Here is a 21,345-nt window from a genome sequence, read left to right as displayed (position 1 = left end):
CGTCAGAAGCCGGGCAGGCCCAGGCCGCCCGCGCCGCCGCCGAGACCGCCCGCGAGCGGCCCCATCTTCTGTGCCTGCTCCTGCTGCGCGGCCGCGCTCGCGTCCTGGAACGCGCCGACGAGCAGGTCCTGCAGGGTCTCCACGTCGTCGGGGTCGACGATCTTGGGGTCGATCTTGACGTTGCGGATCTCGCCCGCCGCCGTCATGATGATCTCGACGAGGCCGTTGCCCGCCTGGCCCGTCACCTCGGTCACCTGCAGCTCCTGCTGCGCCGCGACGAGCTGCTCCTGCATCTTCTGGGCCTGCTGCAGGATCATCGACATATCTGGCTGACCCGGTTGCACCAGCGCTCTCCCGTCATTCTCGCCGCGTGTCCGCTGCGGACGACGCCCGGTCGCCAGGGTAGCCGTGCGAAGCTGTCGGCCGTGTCCGCCCCGAGCCGCGCCGTCGTCGTCCTGCTCGCGGGCGTCCTCCTGGCCGGGTGCGGTGCGGCCGCGTCGGCCCCGACCGCCTCGACCGCTTCACCCGCGCCGGTGTCCGTGTCCGACGCCGTTCCCGTCTCCACGGCCGTGCCGGTTCCCGCGCCCGCGGCACCGCCCGCCCCGAGGGCGCGGCACGTCGTCGTCCTCGACCCGGGCCACAACGGCGGGAACGCCCGCGACCGCGCCGCCGTCAACGCCCCCGTTCCCGACGGGCGGGGCGGCACGAAGCCCTGCAACACCACCGGCACCCAGACCGACGCCGGGTACCCCGAGCACGCGTTCAACTGGGACCTGGCGCTGCGGGTGCGGGACGCCCTCACGGCCAAGGGCGTCACCGTCGTCATGACGCGCGACGACGACACCGGCGTCGGTCCGTGCGTCGACGTCCGTGGCGCGGCCGGGGAGCAGGCGGACGCGGACGCGGTCGTCTCCCTGCACGCCGACGGATCGGCGCCCGGCAACAGGGGCTTCCACGTCGCCTACTCCGATCCGCCGCTCAACGCCGCCCAGTCCGGCCCGGCACACCAACTGTCGGCGGACCTGCGCGACGCGCTGCGCGCGGGCGGGTTCGCGGTCTCGGACTACGTCGGCACGGACGGTCTCTCACCCCGCAGGGACCTGGCCGGACTGAACCTCTCGACGCGCCCCGCCGCCCTCGTGGAGTGCGCGAACATGCGCAACGCGGCGGAGGCGGCCCTGGTCGGCTCCCCGGCGGGGCGCGCCCGGTACGCCGCCGCGATCGCCGCCGGCATCGAGGCGTTCCTGAACCGCTGACCGGCGCCGGCTCGTCCGGCTCAGCCGGGCGAACCGGACCGCAGCGATCCTGCGGAGTCGTGGATCGCCCGCGTCATCGCCTCGACCGCGTCGGAGACCTGCCCGGTCGCCCGGCGGGAGGTCTGCAACGTGAACTCGAAGTCGTCGAGCGGCGGCAGCCCCGGCACCCGCACCAGGCCGTCGGGCACGAGCGTCTCCGCGTGCGCCACGACCCCCAGCCCCGCGAGCGCCGCCGCACGCAGCCCCGAGAGCGACGCGCTCGTGCACGAGAGCCGCCACGACAGCCCGGCCGACTCCAGCGCCGCGATCGCCGACGCCCGCGACAGGCTCGGCCGCGGATAGGCCACCAGCGGCACCGGTCCGCCGTCGAGCCGGAACCCCGGTGCCGACACCCAGACGAAGCGGTCGCGCCACACGGTCGTTCCCCGGGGGCGGCCGGGCGAGCGCTTGGCGAAGATCAGGTCGAGGTCGCCCGTGTCGAGAGCGGACTCGAGGTTCTCGCTGAGGCCGACCGTCAGCACCAGGTCGACGGCCGGGTGCCGGCGCCGGAACCCGTCGAGGATCGACGCCATCCGGGTGAGGACGAGGTCCTCCGAGACCCCGAGCCGCAGCCGCCCACGCACCTGCACGCCGCGGAAGTGCGCCACCGCGCGCTCCTGCGTGTCGAGGATCGTGTCGGCGAACTCGACCATCGCCTCGCCGTCGGACGTGAGGGCGACGGAGTGGGTGTCGCGCACGAACAACGTGCGGCCGACGACGTCCTCGAGCCTGCGGACGTGCTGGCTCACCGTGCTCTGCCGGACGCCGAGGGCCTCCGCGGCGCGAGTGAAGCTCAGCGCGCGCGCCACCGCGACGAAGGAGCGGAGCAGGACGGGATCGAGCACGCGGTCATCATAGATTCCGATGGCAGACAGCTCGGCGTGCCCGTTTCCGAATGACCGGATGCCGTCGACCCTGGACGACGTGCTCGCCCGCCTCCGCCGCGTCCGGATCGACGTCTTCATCGTGCTGCTCCTCCTCGTCATCGGGATCGCGGCGCTCGTCCCGGCCCGCGGTGGCGTCGCCACCGGCTTCGGCCACGCGACGACGGTCGCCATCGGCCTGCTGTTCTTCCTCTACGGCGCGCGGCTCTCGACGCGCGAAGCGCTCGACGGGCTGCGCCACTGGCGGCTGCACGGCACGGTCCTCCTCGCGACCTTCGTGCTGTTCCCGCTGCTCGGTCTCGCGGTCTCGCTGCTCCCGGCGAGCGTGCTGCCGCGCGAGCTCGCCGTCGGCGTGCTGTTCCTGTGCTGCCTGCCCTCGACGGTGCAGTCGTCGATCGCGTTCACCTCGCTGGCACGCGGCAACGTGTCCGCGGCGGTCTGCGCCGCGTCGCTGTCGAACCTGCTGGGCATCGTCGTGACGCCGCTGCTCGCCGGCCTGCTGCTCGCCTCGCACGGCGGCATCTCCGGCGGCGCGGTGGCCGACGTCGCCCTGCAGTTGCTCGCGCCGTTCGTCCTCGGCCAGCTCGCCCGGCGCTGGATCGGCGGCTGGGTCGCGCGGCACAAGAAGCACCTGGTGCTCGTCGACCGCGGATCGATCCTGCTGGTCGTCTACGTCGCGTTCAGCGAGGGCATGGCCGAGGGGATCTGGGGGACGCTGTCGGTGCCCGCGCTGCTCACCCTGGTCGCGATCTGCCTCGTCCTGCTGGCCGCCGTCCTGCTGCTGACCTGGTACGGACCGCGCGGCTTCACCCACGCCGACCGCATCACGATCATGTTCTGCGGCTCGAAGAAGAGCCTGGCGACCGGCCTGCCCATGGCCGGCGTGCTCTTCGCGGGCGCCCAGGTCGGGGCGATCGTCCTGCCGATCATGCTGTTCCACATGATCCAGCTGATGGCCTGCGCCGCGATCGCCGGCCGGCTCGCCCGCCGCGCCGAGGCCGCCGAGTCGGGACATGTCGTCAGCGCGGTCTCCTCACGCTGACGACACGCTCGCGGGCCGCCGGCCTCAGTCCGAGGCCGGGGCGGGGGTGGCGCGGGCGAGCCGACGGGTGATCACCAGGTTCGCGACCTCCACCAGCACGATGCCGACGATCGCGACGACCAGCCCGACCAGCATCGTCGCGGTGTTGCCCGCGTCGAGCTGCCAGAACTCCCGGCCGAACGGCAGCGGCGAGAGCAGGGCGTGCGCGAACGCGGCGAGCGAGGCCACGACCAGCACGGCCTTCCACCACACGAACGGCCGGGCGACGACGACGAGCACGCCCGTCGCGATCAGGTACAGCGTCAGCACGGCCGCCGTGCTCTGCTGGATGCTCGTGGCCGTCGGGTCGGTGCGCACGATCAGGTACGTCACGACGGTCCCGGCGCCCGCGATGATCCCCGACGGCGCGGCCAGCCGCAGGACCCGCTTGACGAAGCCCGTCCGGGCCCGCTCGGTGTTGGGGGCCAGTGCCAGGAAGAACGCCGGGATACCGATCGTGAGCGAGCCGATGAGCGTCAGGTGCCGCGGCAGGAACGGGAACGGCACGCCGATGGCGCCGATCGCGATGGCCAGCAGCACCGAGTAGACGGTCTTGGTCAGGAACAGGTTGGCGACGCGCTCGATGTTGCCGATCACCCGCCGGCCCTCGGCGACGACGTGCGGCAAGGTCGCGAAGGAGTCGTCGAGCAGGACGATCTGGGCGACAGCGCGCGTCGCGGGGCTGCCCGAGCCCATCGCGACGCCGATGTCGGCGTCCTTGAGCGCGAGGACGTCGTTGACGCCGTCGCCGGTCATGGCGACCGTGTGCCCGCGCGACTGCAGCGCGCCGACCATGGAGCGCTTCTGTGCGGGGGTGACGCGGCCGAAGACGGTGCCGGCGTCGACCTCGTCGGCGAGCGACTCCTTCGCCTCGGGCAGCTCGCGGGCGTCGACGGGCGCGTGCGCGCCGGTCAGTCCCAGCGACGACGCCACGGCCGCGACGGACACCGCGTTGTCGCCGGAGATGACCTTGACGTCGACGTTCTGCTCCGCGAAGTACGCGAGGGTGTCGGCCGCCTCCGGACGCACCTTCTGCTCCAGCACGACGAGGGCCACGGCCTCGACGTCACCCGGTCCGGCCGGGTCGTCGACGACGCGGGAACCGCGGCCGAGCAGCAGCACGCGCAGGCCGTCGGCGCCGACGCGCTCGGCCTCGGCGCGCTCGGCGCTGTCCTCGGGGAGCAGCACGTCCGGCGCACCGAGCACCCAGTTGCCGTGCTCGGCGAAGCTCGCCCCGCTCCACTTGCGCGCCGACGAGAACGGCTGGGTGGTGACGACGGTCCACTGCGGCGGCGGGCACGCCTCGGCGATCGCGGCAAGGCTCGCGTTGGGCCGCTTGTCGGCGACGCCGAGCGCCCCGAGCACATCGCGGGCGTCGGCCTCCGCGTGCCCGCCGAGCGCGTCGACGCGGGACAGCCGCATGCCGTTCTCGGTGAGCGTGCCGGTCTTGTCCGCGCAGACGGTGTCGACGCGCGCGAGGCCCTCGATCGCGGGCAGCTCCTGGACCAGGCAGTTGCGCTTGCCGAGCCGGATGACCCCGACCGCGAACGCGATGCTCGTCAGCAGCACGAGCCCCTCGGGAACCATCGGCACGAGGGCGGCGACCATGCCGCGCAACGCCTCCGGCAGGTCGTTGCCCACGGTGCGGAACTGGCTCCAGATGATCAGCGCCGCCGCCGGGACGAGCAGGTAGGTGATGATCTTCAGGATGCGGTTGATCCCCGACCGCAGCTCGGAGTTGACCAGCGTGAACTTGCTGGCCTCCTCGGCGAGCCGCGCCGCGTAGGCCTCGCGCCCGACCTTCGTCGCCTGGTGCGCGCCGCCGCCCGCGGCCACGAAGCTGCCCGAGAGCACCTGGTCGCCGGGCAGCTTGTGCACGGGATCGGACTCGCCGGTGAGCAGGGACTCGTCCACCTCGAGCCCGTCCGCGGCCAGCACGACGCCGTCGACGACGATCTTGTCGCCCGGCCCCAGCTCGATCACGTCGCCGAGGACCACCTCGCCGGGCGAGAGCTCGGCCGTCGTCCCGTCGCGACGGACCCGGGGCCGGGCCTCCCCGACGATCGCGAGCCGCTCCAGGGTCCGCTTGGCGCGCAGCTCCTGGAAGATCCCGATGCCCGTGTTGATCAGGATGACGAAGCCGAACAGGCCGTCCTGGATGGGGCCGATCACCAGGATGATCGCGAACAGCACGCCGACGATGGCGTTGAACCGGGTGAAGACGTTCGCCCGGACGATCTCGCCGACGGTCCGGCTGGCCCGGGAGGGGACGTCGTTGGTCTGTCCCGCGGCGACGCGTTCGGCGACCTCGGCGGCCGTCAGCCCCGTCGTGACATCGGTGGTCGGCGACTCGATGGTGGACACGTCGGCGGAGCCTACGCAGGTCGGAGGCCCGGGACGCGGGTGCCAGCACCCCTGTTCCGTCCGATTCACCCTTTTCCGCGGTCAGCGGTCAGGGCCGGTCGATCGCCTTCGCCCCGAGCTCCGCCGCGAGCAGCTCGATCGCCGCCTCCTCGGGGTCGCGGCGCTCGACCGGACCGTTGCCCGAGTCGGCCGCGGCCTCGGCCATCATCGCCTCCTCGTCGTCCTCCGGCGGAGCCTCGTCGGACGGCGGCTCGGGCGGGAGCGGGATGCCGTCGTCGGGGGCGCTGCGCCGGCGCGGGGGCGCGCCGCGCTCGGCGCTCGGCCGACCCTGGTCGCGACGGCCGGGCGGGACGGCGGGTTCGCGGCGCTGCGGGGCGGCCTGGGCTGGCGGGGCCGCGTCGCCGAACTCGCACCGCACCCGCCAGCGGACGCCGAGGACCGCGTTGAGGGCATCGGCGATGATGTCGAGGTTGCTCTGCTCCGACAGCAGGCGGGCCAGCGCGGCAGTGCCCGCGGCGAGGACGAGGGTGTCGTCGGCGACGGTCCGGACGGTGGCCGTGACCAGCAGCGCGTGCGTGCGCATCTTGCGCTGCTTCGTCGCCGAGAGGATCTCCGGCCAGACGCGGCGGACCGCGGCGGCGTCGATCCCGCGGGACATCGGCGCGGGCGGCTCCGAGCCGGTCGGCGCAGGCGCGGGCGGCTCCGAGCCGGTCGGCGCAGGGGCGGTCGGCGCCTGGGCAGTTGGCCCGGGGCCGGGCGGCTCCGAGCCGGCCGGCCCAGGAGAGGTCGACACAGGAGCGGTCTGTTCGGGCGCCTCACGGACCGGTGGCACAGCCGGCTCGGCGCGCTCCGTGCGCTGCTGCGCGGCGGGGCGTTGCTGATCGGGCCGCTGATCGGGCCGCAGATCGGGCCGGGCCGGGGCCGTCGGCGTCCCGGCGGCCGCGGCTGCCGCCTCCGAGGCCCGCTCGGCGGCCGGGTGGTCGCCGCGGGGCGGTTCGGCCGGGGGCCGGCCCGGGCCGGCGGGTGCGGGGCGGTCGGCGGGTGGCACCTCCGCCTGCGGCCGGGCGGGCGCCCGCTCCTCGTCCGCATCGGCTCCCCCGGCCGCCGCGACGGCGCGATCGGGCTCCGCGGGGCGGGCGGACCGTCCCGGTTCCTCGGTGAGGTCGTGCGACGCCTGCGGCACGGCGGGCCCGGGAACCGGCGCAGGCTCCGGAGCCCGGGCCGAAACGGCCGCCGTCGGGCGTGGTTCGGGGGCGGCGGCCTGCTCCGCGGCCGTGGGCGGCTGCGCCGGGGCGTCGGTCCGGCGCTGGGACGGGCGCGCGAACTGCCGCTTCCCTGCGGCAGGGCCCTCGCCCTCGGACGACGCCCCCGGCTCCGGCGGCCCCTCGATCGAGGCCCGGCGCTCCAGCCGCTCGAGCCGTTCGAGCAGCGCGGCGTCGGACGTGGTGGCCGCCGGCAGCAGCATCCGCGCACAGAGCAGCTCCAGGAGCAGCCGCGGAGCCGTCGCGCCACGCATCTCGGTGAGCCCGGTGTGGACGATGTCGCCGTAGCGGGCCAGCGTCGCGGGGCCGATCTTGCCGGCCTGTTCCATCATCCGCGAGATCTCGTCGTCGGCGGCCTCGACGATGCCCTGGCCCGCGGCATCGGGCACCGCCTGCAGGAGCATGAGGTCGCGCAGGCGTTGCATGAGGTCGGCGGCGAACCGGCGCGGATCGTGCCCGGCCTCCACGAGCCGGTCGACCGCCTCGTACACCGCTGCCGAGTCACCCGCGGCGAGCCCGTCGACGACGTCGTCGACCAGCGCGACGTCGGTGACCCCGAGCAGCGCGACCGCGCGCTCGTAGGTGACACCCTCCTCCCCCGCGCCGGCCAGCAGCTGGTCGAGCACGGAGAGGGTGTCGCGCGCCGATCCCCCGCCCGCGCGGATGACCAACGGGTACACCGCAGGCGCGACGGTGACGCCCTCCTCGGCGCAGATCCGCTCGAGCAGCGCGCGCAGCGTGCCGGGCGGGATCAGCCGGAACGGGTAGTGGTGGGTGCGCGACCGGATGGTCGGCAGCACCTTCTCGGGCTCGGTCGTCGCGAAGATGAAGACGAGGTGGTCCGGCGGCTCCTCGACGATCTTGAGCAGGGCGTTGAAGCCCTGCGTCGTGACCATGTGCGCCTCGTCGACGATGAACACCCGGTACCGCGACTCGGCCGGCGCGTAGAAGGCGCGGTCGCGCAGCTCGCGGGCGTCGTCGACACCGCCGTGCGACGCCGCGTCGAGCTCGACGACGTCGATCGAGCCGGGACCCTCCGGCGCCAGGGCGATGCAGGACGGGCAGACGCCGCAGGGGTCGGGCGTCGGGCCCAGCTCGCAGTTCAGCGATCGCGCGAGGATCCGTGCCGACGACGTCTTGCCGCAGCCGCGCGGCCCGGAGAACAGGTACGCGTGGTTGATCCTGCCGGCCGTGAGGGCGACCCCGAGCGGCTCGGTGACGTGCTCCTGGCCCACCACCTCGGCGAACTTGGCCGGGCGGTACTTCCGGTACAGAGCCAGCGCCACGCCCGCGAGGCTACCCACCGGTGCCGACACCGGGGAGGGCGGGCGCCGACCGCGCGGACCGGACACAAAGGGGACTCCGCGCACCCGGCAGAGCCCGTTGACCCTTGCTGCCTTCCGGCCCTGGGGGAGTTCACAGGATGCGCGCCGCGCGGAGTCCGTGGTCGAGTGTAGCGGCTCCCCGCGCGGCGGTCCCGCCGCGGGGGCCACGACGAGCGGTCGCTATGCTCCGACGCGGAGGATTCGCCTAGTGGCCTAGGGCGCACGCTTGGAAAGCGTGTTGGGAGCAATCCCTCAGGGGTTCGAATCCCCTATCCTCCGCCACCCGGAACAGCGACGACGCCGGGCCGCCCGAACAGGGCGGGCCGGCGTTCGTCGTTCGATGGCGGCGCGCGGAAATCCGTGGAGCGCAACGGCGACGACTGCTAACTTGCCGACGACCGTGCGCCGGCCCGAGGAGGTGGTACCCGTGAACGTTTCGACGTGGGTGCTCTCCTCAGGGGTCACGGTCGGGCGGTAGGTCGCCCGGGAGCGCCGTTCCAGCACTCCCGAAGGGCACGACCATGGACCTGAACTTCACCGAAGAGACGCTTCTCGACGACGGCGTCCGCGAACGCGGCTTCCTGCTCGGCGACATCCCTGGCACCCTGTGGTCGCCGGGGTCCGAGAGGGCGCCGCTCGTCCTGCTCGGCCACCCCGGCGACCTGCGACGGATGCACCCAAGGCTCGCGGCGCGGGCCCGGTACGCGGTCGCGCGGGGCTTCGCGGCGGCCACGATCGAGAACCCGGGAAGCGGCGACCGCCCGCGCACCCCCGCGCTCGACGACGCCCGCGCCGACCTGCGGCGGGCGGTGCAGACCGGCGAGAGGGTCCCCGACGACGTCGTCGACGGGCTGGTCCTCCCGCTCGTCGACCAGGCGGTTCCGGAGTGGCAGGCACTCCTCGACGCGCTGCCCGGGATCGACGGCCGGGTCGCCTACACGGGCGGGATCATCAGCATCGGCGTGCGCCTCGCGCGGGTCGAGCCGCGGATCGCGGCAGCCGTGCTGTTCGCCGGGAGCTGGGTGCCGCGCGCCGTCGTCGAGGAGGCCCGGGAGGTCACCGTCCCGGTGCACGTCCTGCTGCAGTGGGACGACGAGGGCAACGACCGGCAGCAGGCCCTCGACCTGTTCGATGCCCTCGGCTCGCCGGAGAAGTCGTTGCACGCCAACATGGGTGGGCACACCGGGGTCCCGGAGCACGCGGGCGAGGACGCCGACCGCTTCCTGGAGCGGCACCTGCGGTAGCGCTCAGCCCCTGCCGAGCAGGTTGTCCGACACGTGCTGCAGGTGCGCGCGCATCGCGGCGCCCGCGGCGTCGGGATCGCGGTCGCGCAGCGCGTCGACGACGGCGGTGTGCTCCTCGTGGTAGCACCGCCGTCGTTCGGGGCTCGACGTCCGGCGCTTGAGCGAGCCCCACACCGGTAGCGCCCGCGCGGTGTTGAGGACGTCGAACATGTTCATCAGCAGACCGTTGTGCGCGGCCTTCGCGATGGCGCGGTGCAGCCGGGCGTCCCACGACTCGAAACCCTCGAAGTCGTCGGACGCGCCGCCGGCGGCGAGGCACTCCCCGATCCGGTCGAGGTCGGCCTGGGTGGCCACCCGGGCGGCCAGCGTGGCCACCTGGGGTTCGAGCAGCAGCCGGACCTGCATGATCTCGGCGGGGCTGGTGTCGGCGGGCGCCCCGTCGACCTGCTGGACGGCGACCTCGGTGAGGAACGTGCCGCGTCCGACGTGCCGGATCACCACGCCGTCGCGTTCGAGGATCTCCAGCGCCCGGCGGATCGCGCTGCGCGGCGCGGCCAGCCGCTCGACCAGTTCGCGCTCGGTGGGCAGCTTCGACCCCGGGCGCAGCGTGCCGTCCTGGGTGCCCTCGGTCAGCAGGGCCCGCAGGGTCTGCTCGACCGTCTGCATGCCCGCCACCCTATCCCCGATGCACCGCGTCGATACCAATTCGGACCAATGATCTCGGCCACCACCAGCGCTCGACCTCCAGCACTCGACAGCCCTCCGAGCGCGGCGTACGGTCGGGTCGACCGAATTGGTTTCATTGGTTCAGATTGGTTGCACATGAAGCTGGTGACCTTCACCGACGCGACCGGCGCTGCGCCGCGCGTGGGGGTGGCCGATGACGGGACCGGCGAGGTCCGCGACGTCAGCGAGCTGCTGCCGGCCGGCGCCGGCGTGCTCGAGGTGATCGAGGACTGGTCGACGCTCGGGCCCGTCCTCGCCGAGCGCGCGCCGTCGCTCGCGGCCCGGCCGCTGGACTCCGTGCGGCTGCTCGCACCGATCCCGCGCCCCCGGCGCAACGTCTTCTGCGTCGGCAAGAACTACCGCGCCCACGTCGCGGAGTTCGGCCGCAGCGGCTACGACAGGCCCGACCGGTCGGAGGACCTGCCGGAGCACCCCGTCGTCTTCTCCAAGGCGACGACGGCGGTCACCGGACCGTTCGACGACGTCCTCGCCCACGCCGGCGTCACCTCGGAGCTCGACTACGAGGCCGAGCTCGCGGTGATCATCGGACGGGGTGGCCGCGGCATCTCCCGCGAGGCCGCGTTCGAGCACGTGTGGGGCTACACGATCGTCGACGACGTCACCGCCCGCGACCTGCAGCGCAGGCACTCGCAGTGGCTGCTGGGCAAGTCGCTGGACACGCACTGCCCGATGGGGCCCTACGCCGTCTCGGCCGACGAGATCGCCGACGTCTCGGCCCTGCAGGTCGAGAGCAGCGTCAACGGCGAGCCCCGGCAGTCCGCGCCGGTGAAGGACCTGATCTTCGACATCCCGGAGCTCGTCGCCACCATCTCGGCCGGCATCACGCTGGAGCCGGGCGACGTCATCGCCACGGGTACGCCCGCCGGCGTCGGGATCGGCTTCGACCCGCCGCGCTTCCTCGCGCCGGGCGACGTCGTCGAGATCTCGGTGACCGGGCTCGGCCGCCAGCGCAGCCGCATCGTCTGAGCCGCCGCAACCGCAACACGAGGGAGCAGAGTGAAGGTCAACGGCAAGGAACTCGCCGTCGAGGTCGAGGGCAGCGGACCCGCGGTCCTGCTGGTCCACGGGCTGGGCGGGACCTCGAACTTCTACCAGGTGCAGGCCGACGCGCTCGCCGCGACGCACACCGTCGTCCGGGTCGACTCCGCCGGTGCCGGGCGTTCCGACCTCGCCGAGGGCATCAGCATCGAGTCGCACGCCGAGGACCTCCTGGGCGTCATGGACGAGCTGGGCATCGAGTCGGCGGCCGTCGTCGGGCACTCGATGGGCACGCTCGTCGTGCGGACGTTCGCCGCTCGCCATCCCGAGCGGGTGCGGTCCCTCGCGCTGCTCGGCACCGTCCGCGAGCCGGCCGACGCCGGCCGCCAGGCCCAGCGCGACCGCGCGGCCGTCCTGCGCGCCGACGGCACCGCCGCGGTGGCGCCGGGCGTCGTCGCCAACGGGCTGTCCGAGACGACCCGCACGCAGCACCCCGAGATCGCCGCGTTCGTCCGCGAGCTCGTGATGCGTCAGGACCCGGAGGGCTACGCGCGCAACTGCGAGGCGCTCGCCGCGGCGACCGACCCCGGGCCCGTCGACCCCTCGCTGCCGCTGCTGCTGATCACCGGCGACGAGGACAAGGTCGGGCCGCCCGACGCGAGCCGCGAGCTCGCCGACGCACACGGTTCGGCGACCGTCGACGTCCTTCCCGGCGTGGGCCACTGGACCGCGCTCGAGGCGGCGCGTCCGGTCACCGACCGCCTGCGCGCCTTCCTGTAGCCAGCGCTTCTCGACGAAGAGGAGGGGCCGCCGTGCCCACCAGCAAGATCCTGTTCCGCGACGTCTCGATCCTCGACTCCACCGGCGCCGACCCGTATCGCGGCGACGTCCTGGTCGAGGACGACCGCATCGCCGCCGTCGGCACCGTCGACGCCGCGTCCGCCGAGGGCGCGCGGGTCGTCGAGGGCCGTGGTCGCACCCTGATGTCGGGCCTGTGCGACGCGCACACCCACTTTTCCTGGAACAACTCCGCCGACCTCGACGGTCTGGGGACCATGCCCGTCGAGGAGCACCTGCTGTTCTGCCTCGAGTCGGCGAAGACCTACATCGACTCCGGCTACACCATGTGCCTGGGCGCGGCATCGGCGAAGGAGCGGCTCGACGTCGTCTGCCGCGACGCGATCGACGCGGGTCGCGTCCCGGGCCCCCGCTACCTCGCGAACGGTCCCGAGATCGCGGTGACCGGCGGCGCGCTGATCAAGTCGATCACCAAGTTCGCCGACGGTCCCGAAGGCATGCGCAAGGCGGTCCGCGAGCTGATCGACATCGGCGTCGACCAGATCAAGCTGTCGATGACCGGCGAGGAGATCACCGGTACGCAGCGCGCCGAGGACACCTACTTCTCCGACGAGGAGGTCGCCGCCGCGGTCGCCGAGGCGCACCGGCGCGGCAAGCGCGTCTGCGCCCACGCCCGCAGCGCCGAGAGCGTCAAGATGTGCGTGCGCAACCACGTCGACGTCATCTACCACGCCAGCTTCACCGACGCCGAGGGCATGGACATGCTCGAGGCCAACAAGGACTGGGTGTTCGTCGCGCCCGGCATCAACTGGCTCGTCGCGACGCTCTACGAGGCGGAGTCGTTCGGGTTCCCGCAGGAGGCGGCCGAGGCCGTCGGCTACAAGAAGGAGCTGGAGACCGCGATCGACGGCCTGCGCGAGATGCACCGTCGCGGCATCAAGGTGCTGCCGGGTGGCGACTACGGCTTCGCGTGGACCCCGCACGGCACCTACGCCCGCGACCTCGAGCACTTCGTGACGCTGCTCGGCTTCACGCCGATGGAGGCGATCATCTCGGCCACCGCGTGGGGCGGGGAGATCATGCTGCGGCCCGACGAGCTGGGCAAGGTGCAGCCCGGCTACCTCGCCGACCTGCTGCTCGTCGACGGTGACCCGCTCGCCGACATCACCGTCCTGCAGGACCAGACGAAGCTGAACTACATCATGAAGGACGGCCGCTTCCACAAGGACGGCAGCACCGCCGACGCGGACTACCCGCCCAACCCCGGCAACGTCGACCGGAACCGGGCACCCGCCGCGGTCTGACCCACCCCATCGGCGCCGCTCGGTGCCCGGGCTCGCCCGGTGCCGGGCGGCGCCGGCGTTCAGGTCGTGGTCTGCGCCGGCAGCCAGCGCAGCGCGGCCTCGACGCTGTCGCCGCCGCTGGTGTTGAAGGCGATCGCCGCTTTCGGGACCTCGCGGCGAATCAGGTTCACCACCTGCTCGAACAGCTCCAGCAACGCCTCGGGTTTGCGGAGCCCGCCGCCGACGACCACGACGTCCCAGGCCCGCGCCTCCAGCGCCGCCGCCACCGTCACCAGTGCCGACGCGTCGAGCGGGACCAAGGTCATCGACGCCTCGAGCCCGTGGTCGCCGAACCGGCGCAGCTCGGCGTCGAGCGCCTGCTGCACGTCGTCGGCCGGGAGGCCGGGAATCGCGTAGGGATCGATGCCGAGCACCAACACACACGCCATCCTCCGACGGTACCGGCGCGTGGCGCAGGTCACCCGTCCTGTCGGCGACCGCCCCGCAGCCGCTCGCGCAGCCGGTAGAGCCCCCGCAGCAGCGGTCGGGTCGCCGCGGCCGCCCAGCGGCGCGGCGGACTGACCAGCAGCAGCCACGACGTGAACACGAACAGCCGGAACCGCGGACCCGACGCGGGGACCTTCCGGTAGCCCGTCATGTCGTAGCCCATCGTCGCCAGCGGGACGAACCCGGCGCGACGCAGGTCGTACTCGGCGCGCTTGGCGTCGTCGTGCAGGTGCCAGACGGTCTCCGGCGCGGCCTCCCGGATGTCGAGGTTCGTCACGAGGACGCCGTCGGGGCCGAGCGCGGCGTGCAGCGTGCGGGCCGTCTCGTTGATGTCCGGGACGTGCGCGAGGGTGTCGATCGCGGTGATCGCGTCGTAGCCGCCCGCGGGCAGCGTCTGGTCGAGCAGGTCGATCGCGGTGGGGTGGCCGCCGCGGCGTTCGATCCGGAAGCGGGCGAAGTCGAGCAGCGTCGACGACAGGTCGGCCATGGTCGAGTCCCAGCCGAGCGCCGCGAACAGCTGTGTGGTGACGCCGACACCGGACCCGAAGTCGAGGTGCCGCCGCCCGGGCGCCCACTCCTGGAGGAACCGCACCGCGACGACGTTCGACGGGTCGGCGTGCCCCTCGGACTGCAGGTACGCCCACCACATCAGGTCGTAGGACCAGGAGCGGGTCGTCCGGTAGAACTCGACGCGGCCACGGTCGCCCTCGTCGCCGCCGGCCTCGGCCCATTCCTGCACGCTGATCTGCTCCCAGTGCAGGCAGCGACGCCGGGCCTCCTCGGGCGTCGTCTCGTAGAAGGTGGCGAGGTCGTCGAGCACGGACTCGCGGACACTGCGGCCGTCGACGCGCAGCACCTCGCGGAACGCGGCCATCTCGGGGCTGGCGACGGCCTCGCGGTGCCAGCGGCTGCGCGTGGACATGTCGACGGGCGGGACCTCGGCGGGGTCGATGTGCACGCCGGACTCGGCGGGACGCTCGACGTTCTGGACTGCGCTCCACAGCTTGTGGCGGATCGCCTTCAGCAGCGGGCGGGAGCGGGCGTTGGTGAGCAGCACGAAAGGCCTCTCGACGGAGACGCGCACGACAGGCCGGTGGGCCCGTGTCGGGTCAGGCCGGCAGCGGCGCGAGGGTGGTGGTGGGGCTCGGGACGGTCGTGTCCCGGGGCGGTCCCCTGCTCGACACCCACCACCGGCTGACGCCCGTGGCCCAGCTGCGGTCGGCGTCCGTCGGGTCGCCGGCTCCGGCGGGGCGCTCCCCCGGCCGGAACGTCAGCAGCGCGAGGACCCGCTCGGCCCGGCCCGTCGACCAGAGCTGATGGCACACCGTGCCGACGACCGCGTGCACGACGAGCGCCGCGACCAGCAGCGCGATCGGCGGAGCAGCATGGCCGGCACCGATGTGGGTGACCGCCTCGGCGCCCACGAACGCGGCCGGTCCGGCGAGCGAACCGCCGGCGCGCGGCCGACGCCGCCGGCGGAGGTCGGCGGGACGTCCGGCCATCGCGGCGGCGATGCCCGAGACCAGCACCAGTGCGGCCGCGCCGAGCGCGAGCCGTCCGACGGATGCACCCGGGACGGCTCCGCCCGTCTCCTCATGGGCGCGGCTCATGGCCTCGTGGGTGAGCGCGTGGGTGATCGACCAGACGACGACGGCGAAGCCCACGGTCACGACGCGTGCCGCCCGTCCGTTCACCTCGTCCCGCTCCTTCCCGTTCGGCCCTCCCCGAGGCTACGGAGAGTTTCGACGAGCAGGGTCAACAGAGGGTAAGAACTCCGGGTAAGAACTCAGTGGGCGTCCGCCACGATCAGCCCGCAGCGCGACAGGTCGGTTGCGCTGCGGAGTCGGCGAGCTCCTGCGGTACGACCGGAACCTCCCTCGGCCGGCGCGGCAGCCGCGCCCGCGACACCAGCTGGACCGTGACGGCGACCGCGAGGCAGATGACCATGACCACGGCCATCGACGGCACCCCGAGGACCGCCGGCAGGATGCCGACGACCGGCGCCACGAACGCCGAGAAGCCGAACTGCGCCACCCCCAGGATCGCCGACGCCCGCCCGGCGGCGTGCCGCTCGACCGCCATCCCGACCGACACGGCGTTGGGCATCACGAAGCCCCAGCAGCTCATGAAGGCGAACAGCGCGGGCAGCGCGACCGGCAGCGGCGCGCCCGCGCGCAACAGTGCCGCGAACGTGAGCGCGGCGAGCAGCATCACCGGCGTCGCGACCGACAGCAGCCGCTGGGCGGTGAACCGTCGCAGCAGCAGCCGGTTGACGTTGTTGGCCAGCACGAGGCCTGCCGCGTTGACGGCGAAGATCGCGCTGTAGGCACCCGGACCGAGGCCGCGCTCGGTCTGCAGGTAGAACGAGAGCCCGGCGAGCTGCGCGATCATCGCGGCGCCGACGGAGCCGAGGACGAGCGCGCTGACGAACACGTGCCTGCGACGCAGCAGCGACCAGAGACCCAGGTGCGACTCACCGTCGGCCTTGCGCCGGGCCCGCTCGGCGGGGGTCGGCGGCGTCCGTCCGCCGATCCGGTCGGGATGGGTCTCGGGCAGGACGAACACCACCAGGCCCAGACCCACGACGCCCAGCGCCAACGTCAGACCGAAGATGAACCGCCAGGACAGGCCCAGCTCGAGAAGGCCGGCCCCCAGGATCGGAGCGATCATGGGCGCCAACGCCGTCGATGCCGCGAGCAGCGAGTAGAACCGGGCGAGCGTCGCACCCGAGTGGACGTCGCGCGCGACGGCGCGGGCGACGGCGATGCCCGCGGCGGCGCTGAAGCCCTGCAGCAGCCGCGCGCCGATCAGGACCTCGATCGACCAGGCGAACGAGCACAGCACCGACGCGACGACGTAGCCCGCCAGCCCGATCGTCAACGGTCGGCGGCGGCCGAAGCGGTCGCTCAGCGGGCCCACGATCAGCTGCCCGACCGACAGGCCGATCAACGTCGTCGCGAGGGTCGCCTGGACCATGCCGTCGGAGGTCGCGAACTCCGACTGGATGGCGGGGAACGCCGGGCTGTAGGCGTCCATCGAGAACGGGCCGAGCCAGGTGAACATCACCGCGGCCGGAAGGATGCGCCGGACCTGTCGGTGAGAGAGCAGTGCCGCGCCGGATCGGGTCACGCCCGGCGCCGCGTCGGGTGTCGCTTCTGGTTCCGAGTGCGTGGTCACGTCACCGTCCGTATGGCCCGGGATCGCCGGGCAAGATTATTTAGTAAACCGCAAGCAATTACGGTGCCAGAGGCGTCCGTTCTGGACCATGGCCGACCGTGGGATCTGTCTCACAGGCACGGCAGATGGTGAAATGAGGGCACGATCAGGCCCTGTCGATCACCCGCCGGCGATCACGCGCCGGCGATCACGCGCTCGCGAGCAGACGCAGCCGCGGGCGCACGGCGGGCGCACCGGCGAGCATCTCGACGACGTCGGCGAAACCGCAGGCGCGCAGGAGCGACGCGGCGGTCGAGGAACGACGTCCGTCGTCGTCGAGCACCGTGACGGTCGCATCGGGCCGCAGCTCGACCAGCCGGCCGAGCAGCTCGTCGAGCGGGATGCGCAGCGCGCCACGCGGCGACGGGCCGCCGCACTCCCGCACGTCGACGACCTGCCCGCAGCCGCCGTCCGCGCCGGGCCGCGAGACGGTGCCCGACTCCACGACGGTGCCCGGCTCCGTGGATGTGCCGGTCCCCGCGACGCACGTCCGGCGCGACACGGACGCGGCGCCGGGATCGGCCAGCCGACCGACGATCGGCCCGAGCCCCTCGGCGCGCAGGAGCTCCGCCGCCCGCTCCGCCGGCCCGACCGGGCCGACGACGACGATCTCGACGCCCGGGGCCAGCAGGCCTGCACAGACGTCGACGAACGCGGGGTCGTCCAGTCCGACGTTGACCGACCCGGCCAGGTGCCCGACGGCGAACTGCCGGTGGTCGCGGACGTCGAGCACGAACGCGCCGGTGCCCTGCGCCCGCACGACCTGGGCGGCCGGGACGGTGGGCAGGCCGGACGACACGACTCCGGCCGTGTCACAGGCCAGGTCACCGGCCTGGTCGTCGGCCACGTCACGGACCACGCGGAGCGTCCTTTGCGACATGGCGCCTCCCCACCTGCCAGCGACGGAATGACCGTACATTACGGCGGGTGCGCGACGCCACCGTCCAGATGTCGGGAGACCGGTAGCCTGGCCGTGGAGCCGCCGCCGCGGCCGCCCCGGACGAGTGCGTCGTACCCGGCACGACAAGACGACGCCCACGGAGGCGTGTCATGGCATGGATCGTGCTGGTGCTGTCGGGGATCCTCGAGACGGTGTGGGCGAGCGCCCTGTCCCGGTCGGAGGGCTTCAGCCGGCCGCTGCCGTCGGTCGTGTTCGGCGTCGCGCTGGTCGCGAGCATGGTCGGGCTGGCGTGGTCGCTGCGGACGCTGCCGGTCGGGACCGCGTATGTCGTGTGGGTCGGGATCGGCGCGGTCGGGACGGCGCTCTACGGGATGGTCGTCCTCGGCGAGCCGGCGACGCTCGTCCGCTTCGTCTGCCTGGCCGCGATCGTCGGGGGTGTCGTGGGGCTGAAGCTGGTGTCGTGACCGGCGCCCGAGACGACGAACGCCGGGCGCTCTCTGATCGGGAGGCCCGGCGTTTCGCCTGTTCAGGCTGGCGGTAGCGGTGGGATTTGAACCCACGGAGGGCGTGAACCCTCACACGCTTTCGAGGCGTGCTCCTTCGGCCGCTCGGACACGCTACCGCCGACGAGCTTACCCGGCGCCCTCCACGACCCCGGCGCCGGGGAGGGGCCGCTGCGCCGCCCGCCACGCCGCCAACCCGATCTTGACGAGACTGACCTGTGCCAACCCGCTCACGGCGGCGACGGGCACCCACGCCGCGGCGTCGCTGGAGCCGTCGACCTCGTCGCGCAGCGTCCCGCCGACGACCGTGCCCGAGTAGATGATCCGGATCGCGTGGTGGTCGATCTCCGCGCCAGTGTGGTCGCGGACGACGTGGAGGGAGTCGACGGTGAGCAGGTCGTCGACCCGGACGTCGAGCCCGGTCTCCTCGGCCGCCTCACGGACGGCGGTGTCGAGGGGGTCCTCGCCGTGCTCCAGGCCGCCACCGGGGAGCGTCCAGCGCGAGCCGAGCGCGGGCGTCAGCCGGGTGAGCAGGACCCGGCCGTCCTCGACGCAGACGACATAGGCGGCCACACGTTGCACACGAGGCTCCGGCACCGGACGACCCTAACCTCGGCAGCCGAGGCGCCGGGCCTCAGCGGAGCTCGCCGAAGAAGTCCTCCAGGAGCGCGGCGCACTCGTCGGCCAGCACCCCGCCGACGACCTCGGGGCGATGGTTGAGCCTGCGGTCGCGCAGGACGTCCCACAGCGATCCGGCGGCGCCGGTCCGCGGCTCCCAGGCCCCGAACACCACCCGCGGCACCCGGGCCAGCCAGATCGCGCCGGCGCACATCGTGCACGGCTCCAGCGTCACGACGAGCGTGCAGCCGGTGAGCCGCCACTCCCCGAGCACGGCCGCGGCGGCGCGCAGCGCGAGGATCTCGGCGTGGGCGGTGGGATCGCCCAGCGCTTCACGGGCGTTGCAGGCGGTGGCGACCTCCGCGCCCGACGCGTCGACGACCACGGCGCCGATCGGCACGTCACCGGTGCCGAGCGCGCCACGGGCGACGTCGATCGCGCGCCGGACGAGCCGCTCGTCGTCGGGTCCGGGGATCACGCCACGAGCATGCCCGGCGGCGTTCAGCGCGCGTCGACGACCGCGGCGAGCGCGTCGGCGAAACCGCAGCGGCGGCCGATCGCGGCGAGCTGCTCGTCGGGATAGAGCTCGAGCTCGTTGACCAGCACCTCGAGCTCCTCGGCCGGCAGCCCCAGGTCGGCCAGGATCGCGAGGTCGCCCTCGGGCCACAACGCGTCCTCACCGTCGGACGGCAGCTCGACGCGCAACAGGTCGAGCACGTCGGCGGCGACGTCGTAGTCGAGCGCGGCCACGGCGTCGGACACGAGGAGCGACACCCCGCCGGGCACCGGGCGCAGCAGCACGAAGAACTCGTCGTCGACGTCGAGCAGCCCGACGACCGCGCCGGTGGAACGCAGGGCGCGCAGCTCGGTGATGGCGGCGTCGAGATCGTGCAGGGCGGCCACATCCAACGATATGCACCGCCAACGGCCCTCCTCCCGGATCGCGGCGACCGCGTACCCGGGCAGGGCCTGGTCACGCGTGTCGTCGCGCGCCTGGACGCTCTGCACCGCCATGGCACTACCGTAAGCCTGTGACGTCTTATGGTCCACGTCACAGCCGCAACTTCGCTCTCCTGTCACCCGGTGGCAGTGCGGCCGAGCAGTGCGAGGATCACCGCATGTCCCCGGCCGACGCGCGTCTCGACGACCTCCACCGCCGTGCGCGCGCCCTGCAGCCGCGGACCGTCGCCCTACGCCGAGCGGTGCACCGCCACCCGGAGATCGGGCTGCACCTGCCGGGCACGCAGGACGCCGTGCTCGGCGCCCTCGCCGACCTCCCGGTCCGCATCCACCTCGGGCGCGAGGTGAGTTCGGTCGTCGCCGTCCTCGACGGCGCCCGGCCGGGCCCGACGGTGCTGCTGCGGGCCGACATGGACGCCCTGCCGCTGCACGAGGACACCGGCGTCGAGTTCACCTCGACGGTCGACGGCGCGATGCACGCATGCGGGCACGACGCGCACGTCGCGATGCTGGCCTCGGCGGCCCGGCTGCTGGCGGAGTCGCGCGAGGACCTGGCGGGGCGGGTGCTGCTGATGTTCCAGCCGGGCGAGGAGGGCTTCCACGGCGCCCGTCACATGATCGACGAGGGTCTGCTCGGTCCGGGTGGCCCCGCGGGCATGCCGGAGGCCGCCTACGCCCTGCACGTCAGCGCGACGTTGCCCAGCGGCGAGGTGCACACCCGACCCGGCCCGATCATGGCCGCCGCCGACACCGTGACCGTGACGGTGACGGGCCGCGGCGGCCATGCCTCGGCCCCGCACGACGCGGTCGACCCGGTCCCCGCCGCCGCGGCCATGGTCGGTGCGCTGCAGACCATGCTGACCCGCCGTGTCGACGCCCACCAGGCGGCCGTGCTCACCATCGCCCGGATCACCGCGGGGACCACGAACAACGTCATCCCCGAGTCCGCCGAGATGGAGGGCACCCTGCGGACGATGGCCGAGCCGGTCCGCCGGCTGCTGCACGACGAGATCCAGCGCGTGTGCCGGCACACCGCGCTGGCCCACGGCTGCGAGGCCGACGTGCGGATCAGTTCGGGCTACCCGGTGACCGCGAACGACCGGCAGGCGGCCGCGCAGGTCACGGATCTGGCGGGCCGGCTGCTCGGAAGCCGCCGCGCCGTCGAGATGCCCGACCCGATCATGGGCGCGGAGGACTTCTCCTACGTCCTGCGCGAGGTCCCGGGGGCGCTCGCGTTCCTGGGGGCGTGCCCGCCCGGGGTCGATCTCGCGACGGCACCGTCGAACCACTCCAACCGGGTCGTCTTCGACGAGTCCGCGATGCCCACGGGCGTCGCGCTGTACGCGGGCCTGGCACTCGAGGCGCTGGCGGCGAGCTGA

Annotated in this window: 21 protein-coding genes, 2 tRNA genes, 1 other RNA gene and 1 riboswitch; of the genes, 9 read left to right on the top strand and 15 right to left on the bottom strand. The window is 73.6% G+C overall.

Annotated elements, in window-relative coordinates:
* Positions 1 to 2 precede the first annotated feature (2 nt).
* The gene (locus tag PSED_RS01840) at positions 3 to 323 is read right to left on the bottom strand and encodes a YbaB/EbfC family nucleoid-associated protein (RefSeq protein ID WP_407692844.1); all 321 of its coding nucleotides are present in this window, start codon (positions 321 to 323) and stop codon (positions 3 to 5) included.
* 102 nt (positions 324 to 425) lie between these two features.
* Here PSED_RS01840 and PSED_RS01835 point away from each other — a divergent pair, with 102 nt between their 5' ends.
* A complete protein-coding gene (locus PSED_RS01835; protein WP_013672566.1) occupies positions 426 to 1,256 on the top strand; it encodes an N-acetylmuramoyl-L-alanine amidase in 831 nt (276 codons plus the stop codon).
* Positions 1,257 to 1,276: 20 nt separating this feature from the next.
* Here PSED_RS01835 and PSED_RS01830 read toward each other — a convergent pair whose 3' ends face one another.
* Positions 1,277 to 2,140, bottom strand: coding sequence for a LysR family transcriptional regulator (locus PSED_RS01830; protein ID WP_013672565.1), 864 nt, complete (start codon positions 2,138 to 2,140; stop codon positions 1,277 to 1,279).
* Between the two features lie 58 nt (positions 2,141 to 2,198).
* Between PSED_RS01830 and PSED_RS01825 the strand changes: the two genes are divergently transcribed.
* A complete protein-coding gene (locus PSED_RS01825) occupies positions 2,199 to 3,221 on the top strand; it encodes a bile acid:sodium symporter family protein (RefSeq protein WP_013672564.1) in 1,023 nt (340 codons plus the stop codon).
* Positions 3,222 to 3,245: 24 nt separating this feature from the next.
* Here the strand turns inward: PSED_RS01825 and PSED_RS01820 are convergent, their stop codons facing one another.
* From PSED_RS01820 to ffs, 3 genes are all read right to left on the bottom strand, one after another.
* Positions 3,246 to 5,624, bottom strand: a complete 2,379-nt coding sequence (locus tag PSED_RS01820; protein WP_013672563.1) for an HAD-IC family P-type ATPase — start codon at positions 5,622 to 5,624, stop codon at positions 3,246 to 3,248.
* 88 nt (positions 5,625 to 5,712) lie between these two features.
* Positions 5,713 to 8,172, bottom strand: coding sequence for a DNA polymerase III subunit gamma and tau (locus tag PSED_RS01815; RefSeq protein WP_049803586.1), 2,460 nt, complete (start codon positions 8,170 to 8,172; stop codon positions 5,713 to 5,715).
* A gap of 65 nt (positions 8,173 to 8,237) precedes the next feature.
* An RNA gene (gene ffs / locus PSED_RS01810) (signal recognition particle sRNA small type) lies at positions 8,238 to 8,332 on the bottom strand.
* A 73-nt stretch (positions 8,333 to 8,405) separates the two neighbouring features.
* Here ffs and PSED_RS01805 point away from each other — a divergent pair.
* Together PSED_RS01805 and PSED_RS01800 are read left to right on the top strand one after the other, a co-directional pair.
* Positions 8,406 to 8,493: transfer RNA gene (locus PSED_RS01805), tRNA-Ser, on the top strand.
* A gap of 239 nt (positions 8,494 to 8,732) precedes the next feature.
* Positions 8,733 to 9,455, top strand: a complete 723-nt coding sequence (locus PSED_RS01800) for a dienelactone hydrolase family protein (protein WP_013672561.1) — start codon at positions 8,733 to 8,735, stop codon at positions 9,453 to 9,455.
* A 3-nt stretch (positions 9,456 to 9,458) separates the two neighbouring features.
* Here PSED_RS01800 and PSED_RS01795 read toward each other — a convergent pair whose 3' ends face one another.
* Positions 9,459 to 10,121, bottom strand: a complete 663-nt coding sequence (locus tag PSED_RS01795; protein WP_013672560.1) for a FadR/GntR family transcriptional regulator — start codon at positions 10,119 to 10,121, stop codon at positions 9,459 to 9,461.
* A 156-nt stretch (positions 10,122 to 10,277) separates the two neighbouring features.
* Here PSED_RS01795 and PSED_RS01790 point away from each other — a divergent pair, with 156 nt between their 5' ends.
* The 3 genes from PSED_RS01790 to PSED_RS01780 are packed head-to-tail and all read left to right on the top strand — an operon-like array spanning position 10,278 to position 13,282.
* Positions 10,278 to 11,168 carry a fumarylacetoacetate hydrolase family protein gene (locus PSED_RS01790; RefSeq protein ID WP_013672559.1) on the top strand — a complete coding sequence of 297 codons (891 nt, stop codon included), beginning with the start codon at positions 10,278 to 10,280 and terminating at the stop codon, positions 11,166 to 11,168.
* Positions 11,169 to 11,198: 30 nt separating this feature from the next.
* Positions 11,199 to 11,960 (top strand): alpha/beta fold hydrolase, encoded by a 762-nt coding sequence (locus tag PSED_RS01785; RefSeq protein WP_013672558.1) that lies wholly within the window; start codon positions 11,199 to 11,201, stop codon positions 11,958 to 11,960.
* Positions 11,961 to 11,992: 32 nt separating this feature from the next.
* Entirely contained in the window at positions 11,993 to 13,282 is a 1,290-nt protein-coding gene (locus tag PSED_RS01780; RefSeq protein WP_013672557.1) for a metal-dependent hydrolase family protein, read from the top strand.
* A gap of 59 nt (positions 13,283 to 13,341) precedes the next feature.
* On the opposite strand, the gene PSED_RS01775 is transcribed toward PSED_RS01780, so the two are convergent.
* The 5 genes from PSED_RS01775 to PSED_RS01755 all read right to left on the bottom strand — a co-directional run bounded on the left by PSED_RS01775 (position 13,342) and on the right by PSED_RS01755 (position 17,843).
* Positions 13,342 to 13,710: a hypothetical protein gene (locus PSED_RS01775; protein ID WP_041759181.1), complete on the bottom strand. Its 369-nt coding sequence runs from the start codon at positions 13,708 to 13,710 to the stop codon at positions 13,342 to 13,344.
* A 29-nt stretch (positions 13,711 to 13,739) separates the two neighbouring features.
* A complete protein-coding gene (locus PSED_RS01770) occupies positions 13,740 to 14,852 on the bottom strand; it encodes a class I SAM-dependent methyltransferase (protein ID WP_041759179.1) in 1,113 nt (370 codons plus the stop codon).
* Between the two features lie 25 nt (positions 14,853 to 14,877).
* Positions 14,878 to 15,462 (bottom strand): hypothetical protein, encoded by a 585-nt coding sequence (locus tag PSED_RS01765; protein WP_013672554.1) that lies wholly within the window; start codon positions 15,460 to 15,462, stop codon positions 14,878 to 14,880.
* Between the two features lie 112 nt (positions 15,463 to 15,574).
* Positions 15,575 to 16,945 carry a multidrug effflux MFS transporter gene (locus PSED_RS01760; RefSeq protein ID WP_013672553.1) on the bottom strand — a complete coding sequence of 457 codons (1,371 nt, stop codon included), beginning with the start codon at positions 16,943 to 16,945 and terminating at the stop codon, positions 15,575 to 15,577.
* A 187-nt stretch (positions 16,946 to 17,132) separates the two neighbouring features.
* Positions 17,133 to 17,843: a rhodanese-like domain-containing protein gene (locus PSED_RS01755; RefSeq protein WP_041759178.1), complete on the bottom strand. Its 711-nt coding sequence runs from the start codon at positions 17,841 to 17,843 to the stop codon at positions 17,133 to 17,135.
* Between the two features lie 114 nt (positions 17,844 to 17,957).
* A riboswitch (guanidine-III (ykkC-III) riboswitch) is annotated at positions 17,958 to 18,022 on the top strand.
* Positions 18,023 to 18,034: 12 nt separating this feature from the next.
* Here PSED_RS01755 and PSED_RS01750 point away from each other — a divergent pair.
* Positions 18,035 to 18,349: a DMT family transporter gene (locus PSED_RS01750; RefSeq protein ID WP_013672551.1), complete on the top strand. Its 315-nt coding sequence runs from the start codon at positions 18,035 to 18,037 to the stop codon at positions 18,347 to 18,349.
* A gap of 68 nt (positions 18,350 to 18,417) precedes the next feature.
* Here PSED_RS01750 and PSED_RS01745 read toward each other — a convergent pair.
* The 4 genes from PSED_RS01745 to PSED_RS01730 all read right to left on the bottom strand — a co-directional run bounded on the left by PSED_RS01745 (position 18,418) and on the right by PSED_RS01730 (position 20,020).
* Positions 18,418 to 18,507 (bottom strand) — tRNA-Ser (locus tag PSED_RS01745).
* Positions 18,508 to 18,517: 10 nt separating this feature from the next.
* Positions 18,518 to 18,985 carry an NUDIX domain-containing protein gene (locus PSED_RS01740; protein ID WP_233899271.1) on the bottom strand — a complete coding sequence of 156 codons (468 nt, stop codon included), beginning with the start codon at positions 18,983 to 18,985 and terminating at the stop codon, positions 18,518 to 18,520.
* Positions 18,986 to 19,022: 37 nt separating this feature from the next.
* Positions 19,023 to 19,484 (bottom strand): nucleoside deaminase, encoded by a 462-nt coding sequence (locus PSED_RS01735; RefSeq protein ID WP_013672549.1) that lies wholly within the window; start codon positions 19,482 to 19,484, stop codon positions 19,023 to 19,025.
* A 23-nt stretch (positions 19,485 to 19,507) separates the two neighbouring features.
* Complete coding sequence (locus PSED_RS01730) at positions 19,508 to 20,020, bottom strand: tRNA adenosine deaminase-associated protein (protein ID WP_013672548.1); 513 nt, start codon at positions 20,018 to 20,020, stop codon at positions 19,508 to 19,510.
* Between the two features lie 104 nt (positions 20,021 to 20,124).
* Between PSED_RS01730 and PSED_RS01725 the strand changes: the two genes are divergently transcribed.
* A complete protein-coding gene (locus tag PSED_RS01725) occupies positions 20,125 to 21,345 on the top strand; it encodes a M20 metallopeptidase family protein (RefSeq protein WP_013672547.1) in 1,221 nt (406 codons plus the stop codon).

The organism is Pseudonocardia benzenivorans CB1190 (assembly GCF_000196675.2).
In the GTDB taxonomy this organism is placed as follows: Bacteria; Actinomycetota; Actinomycetes; order Mycobacteriales; family Pseudonocardiaceae; genus Pseudonocardia; species Pseudonocardia benzenivorans.
Note: the sequence above shows the minus strand (reverse complement) of the source record. Positions and strands in the feature narration are given on the sequence as shown.

What these genes read in the sequence shown, in the direction of transcription:
- PSED_RS01840 (WP_407692844.1), bottom strand. Translation starts at nt 323, where the DNA reads ATGTCGATGATCCTGCAGCAGGCCCAGAAGATGCAGGAGCAGCTCGTC.
- PSED_RS01825 (WP_013672564.1), top strand. Translation starts at nt 2,199, where the DNA reads ATGCCGTCGACCCTGGACGACGTGCTCGCCCGCCTCCGCCGCGTCCGG.
- PSED_RS01800 (WP_013672561.1), top strand. Translation starts at nt 8,733, where the DNA reads ATGGACCTGAACTTCACCGAAGAGACGCTTCTCGACGACGGCGTCCGC.
- PSED_RS01795 (WP_013672560.1), bottom strand. Translation starts at nt 10,121, where the DNA reads ATGCAGACGGTCGAGCAGACCCTGCGGGCCCTGCTGACCGAGGGCACC.
- PSED_RS01790 (WP_013672559.1), top strand. Translation starts at nt 10,278, where the DNA reads ATGAAGCTGGTGACCTTCACCGACGCGACCGGCGCTGCGCCGCGCGTG.
- PSED_RS01775 (WP_041759181.1), bottom strand. Translation starts at nt 13,710, where the DNA reads ATGGCGTGTGTGTTGGTGCTCGGCATCGATCCCTACGCGATTCCCGGC.
- PSED_RS01750 (WP_013672551.1), top strand. Translation starts at nt 18,035, where the DNA reads ATGGCATGGATCGTGCTGGTGCTGTCGGGGATCCTCGAGACGGTGTGG.
- PSED_RS01730 (WP_013672548.1), bottom strand. Translation starts at nt 20,020, where the DNA reads ATGGCGGTGCAGAGCGTCCAGGCGCGCGACGACACGCGTGACCAGGCC.
- PSED_RS01725 (WP_013672547.1), top strand. Translation starts at nt 20,125, where the DNA reads ATGTCCCCGGCCGACGCGCGTCTCGACGACCTCCACCGCCGTGCGCGC.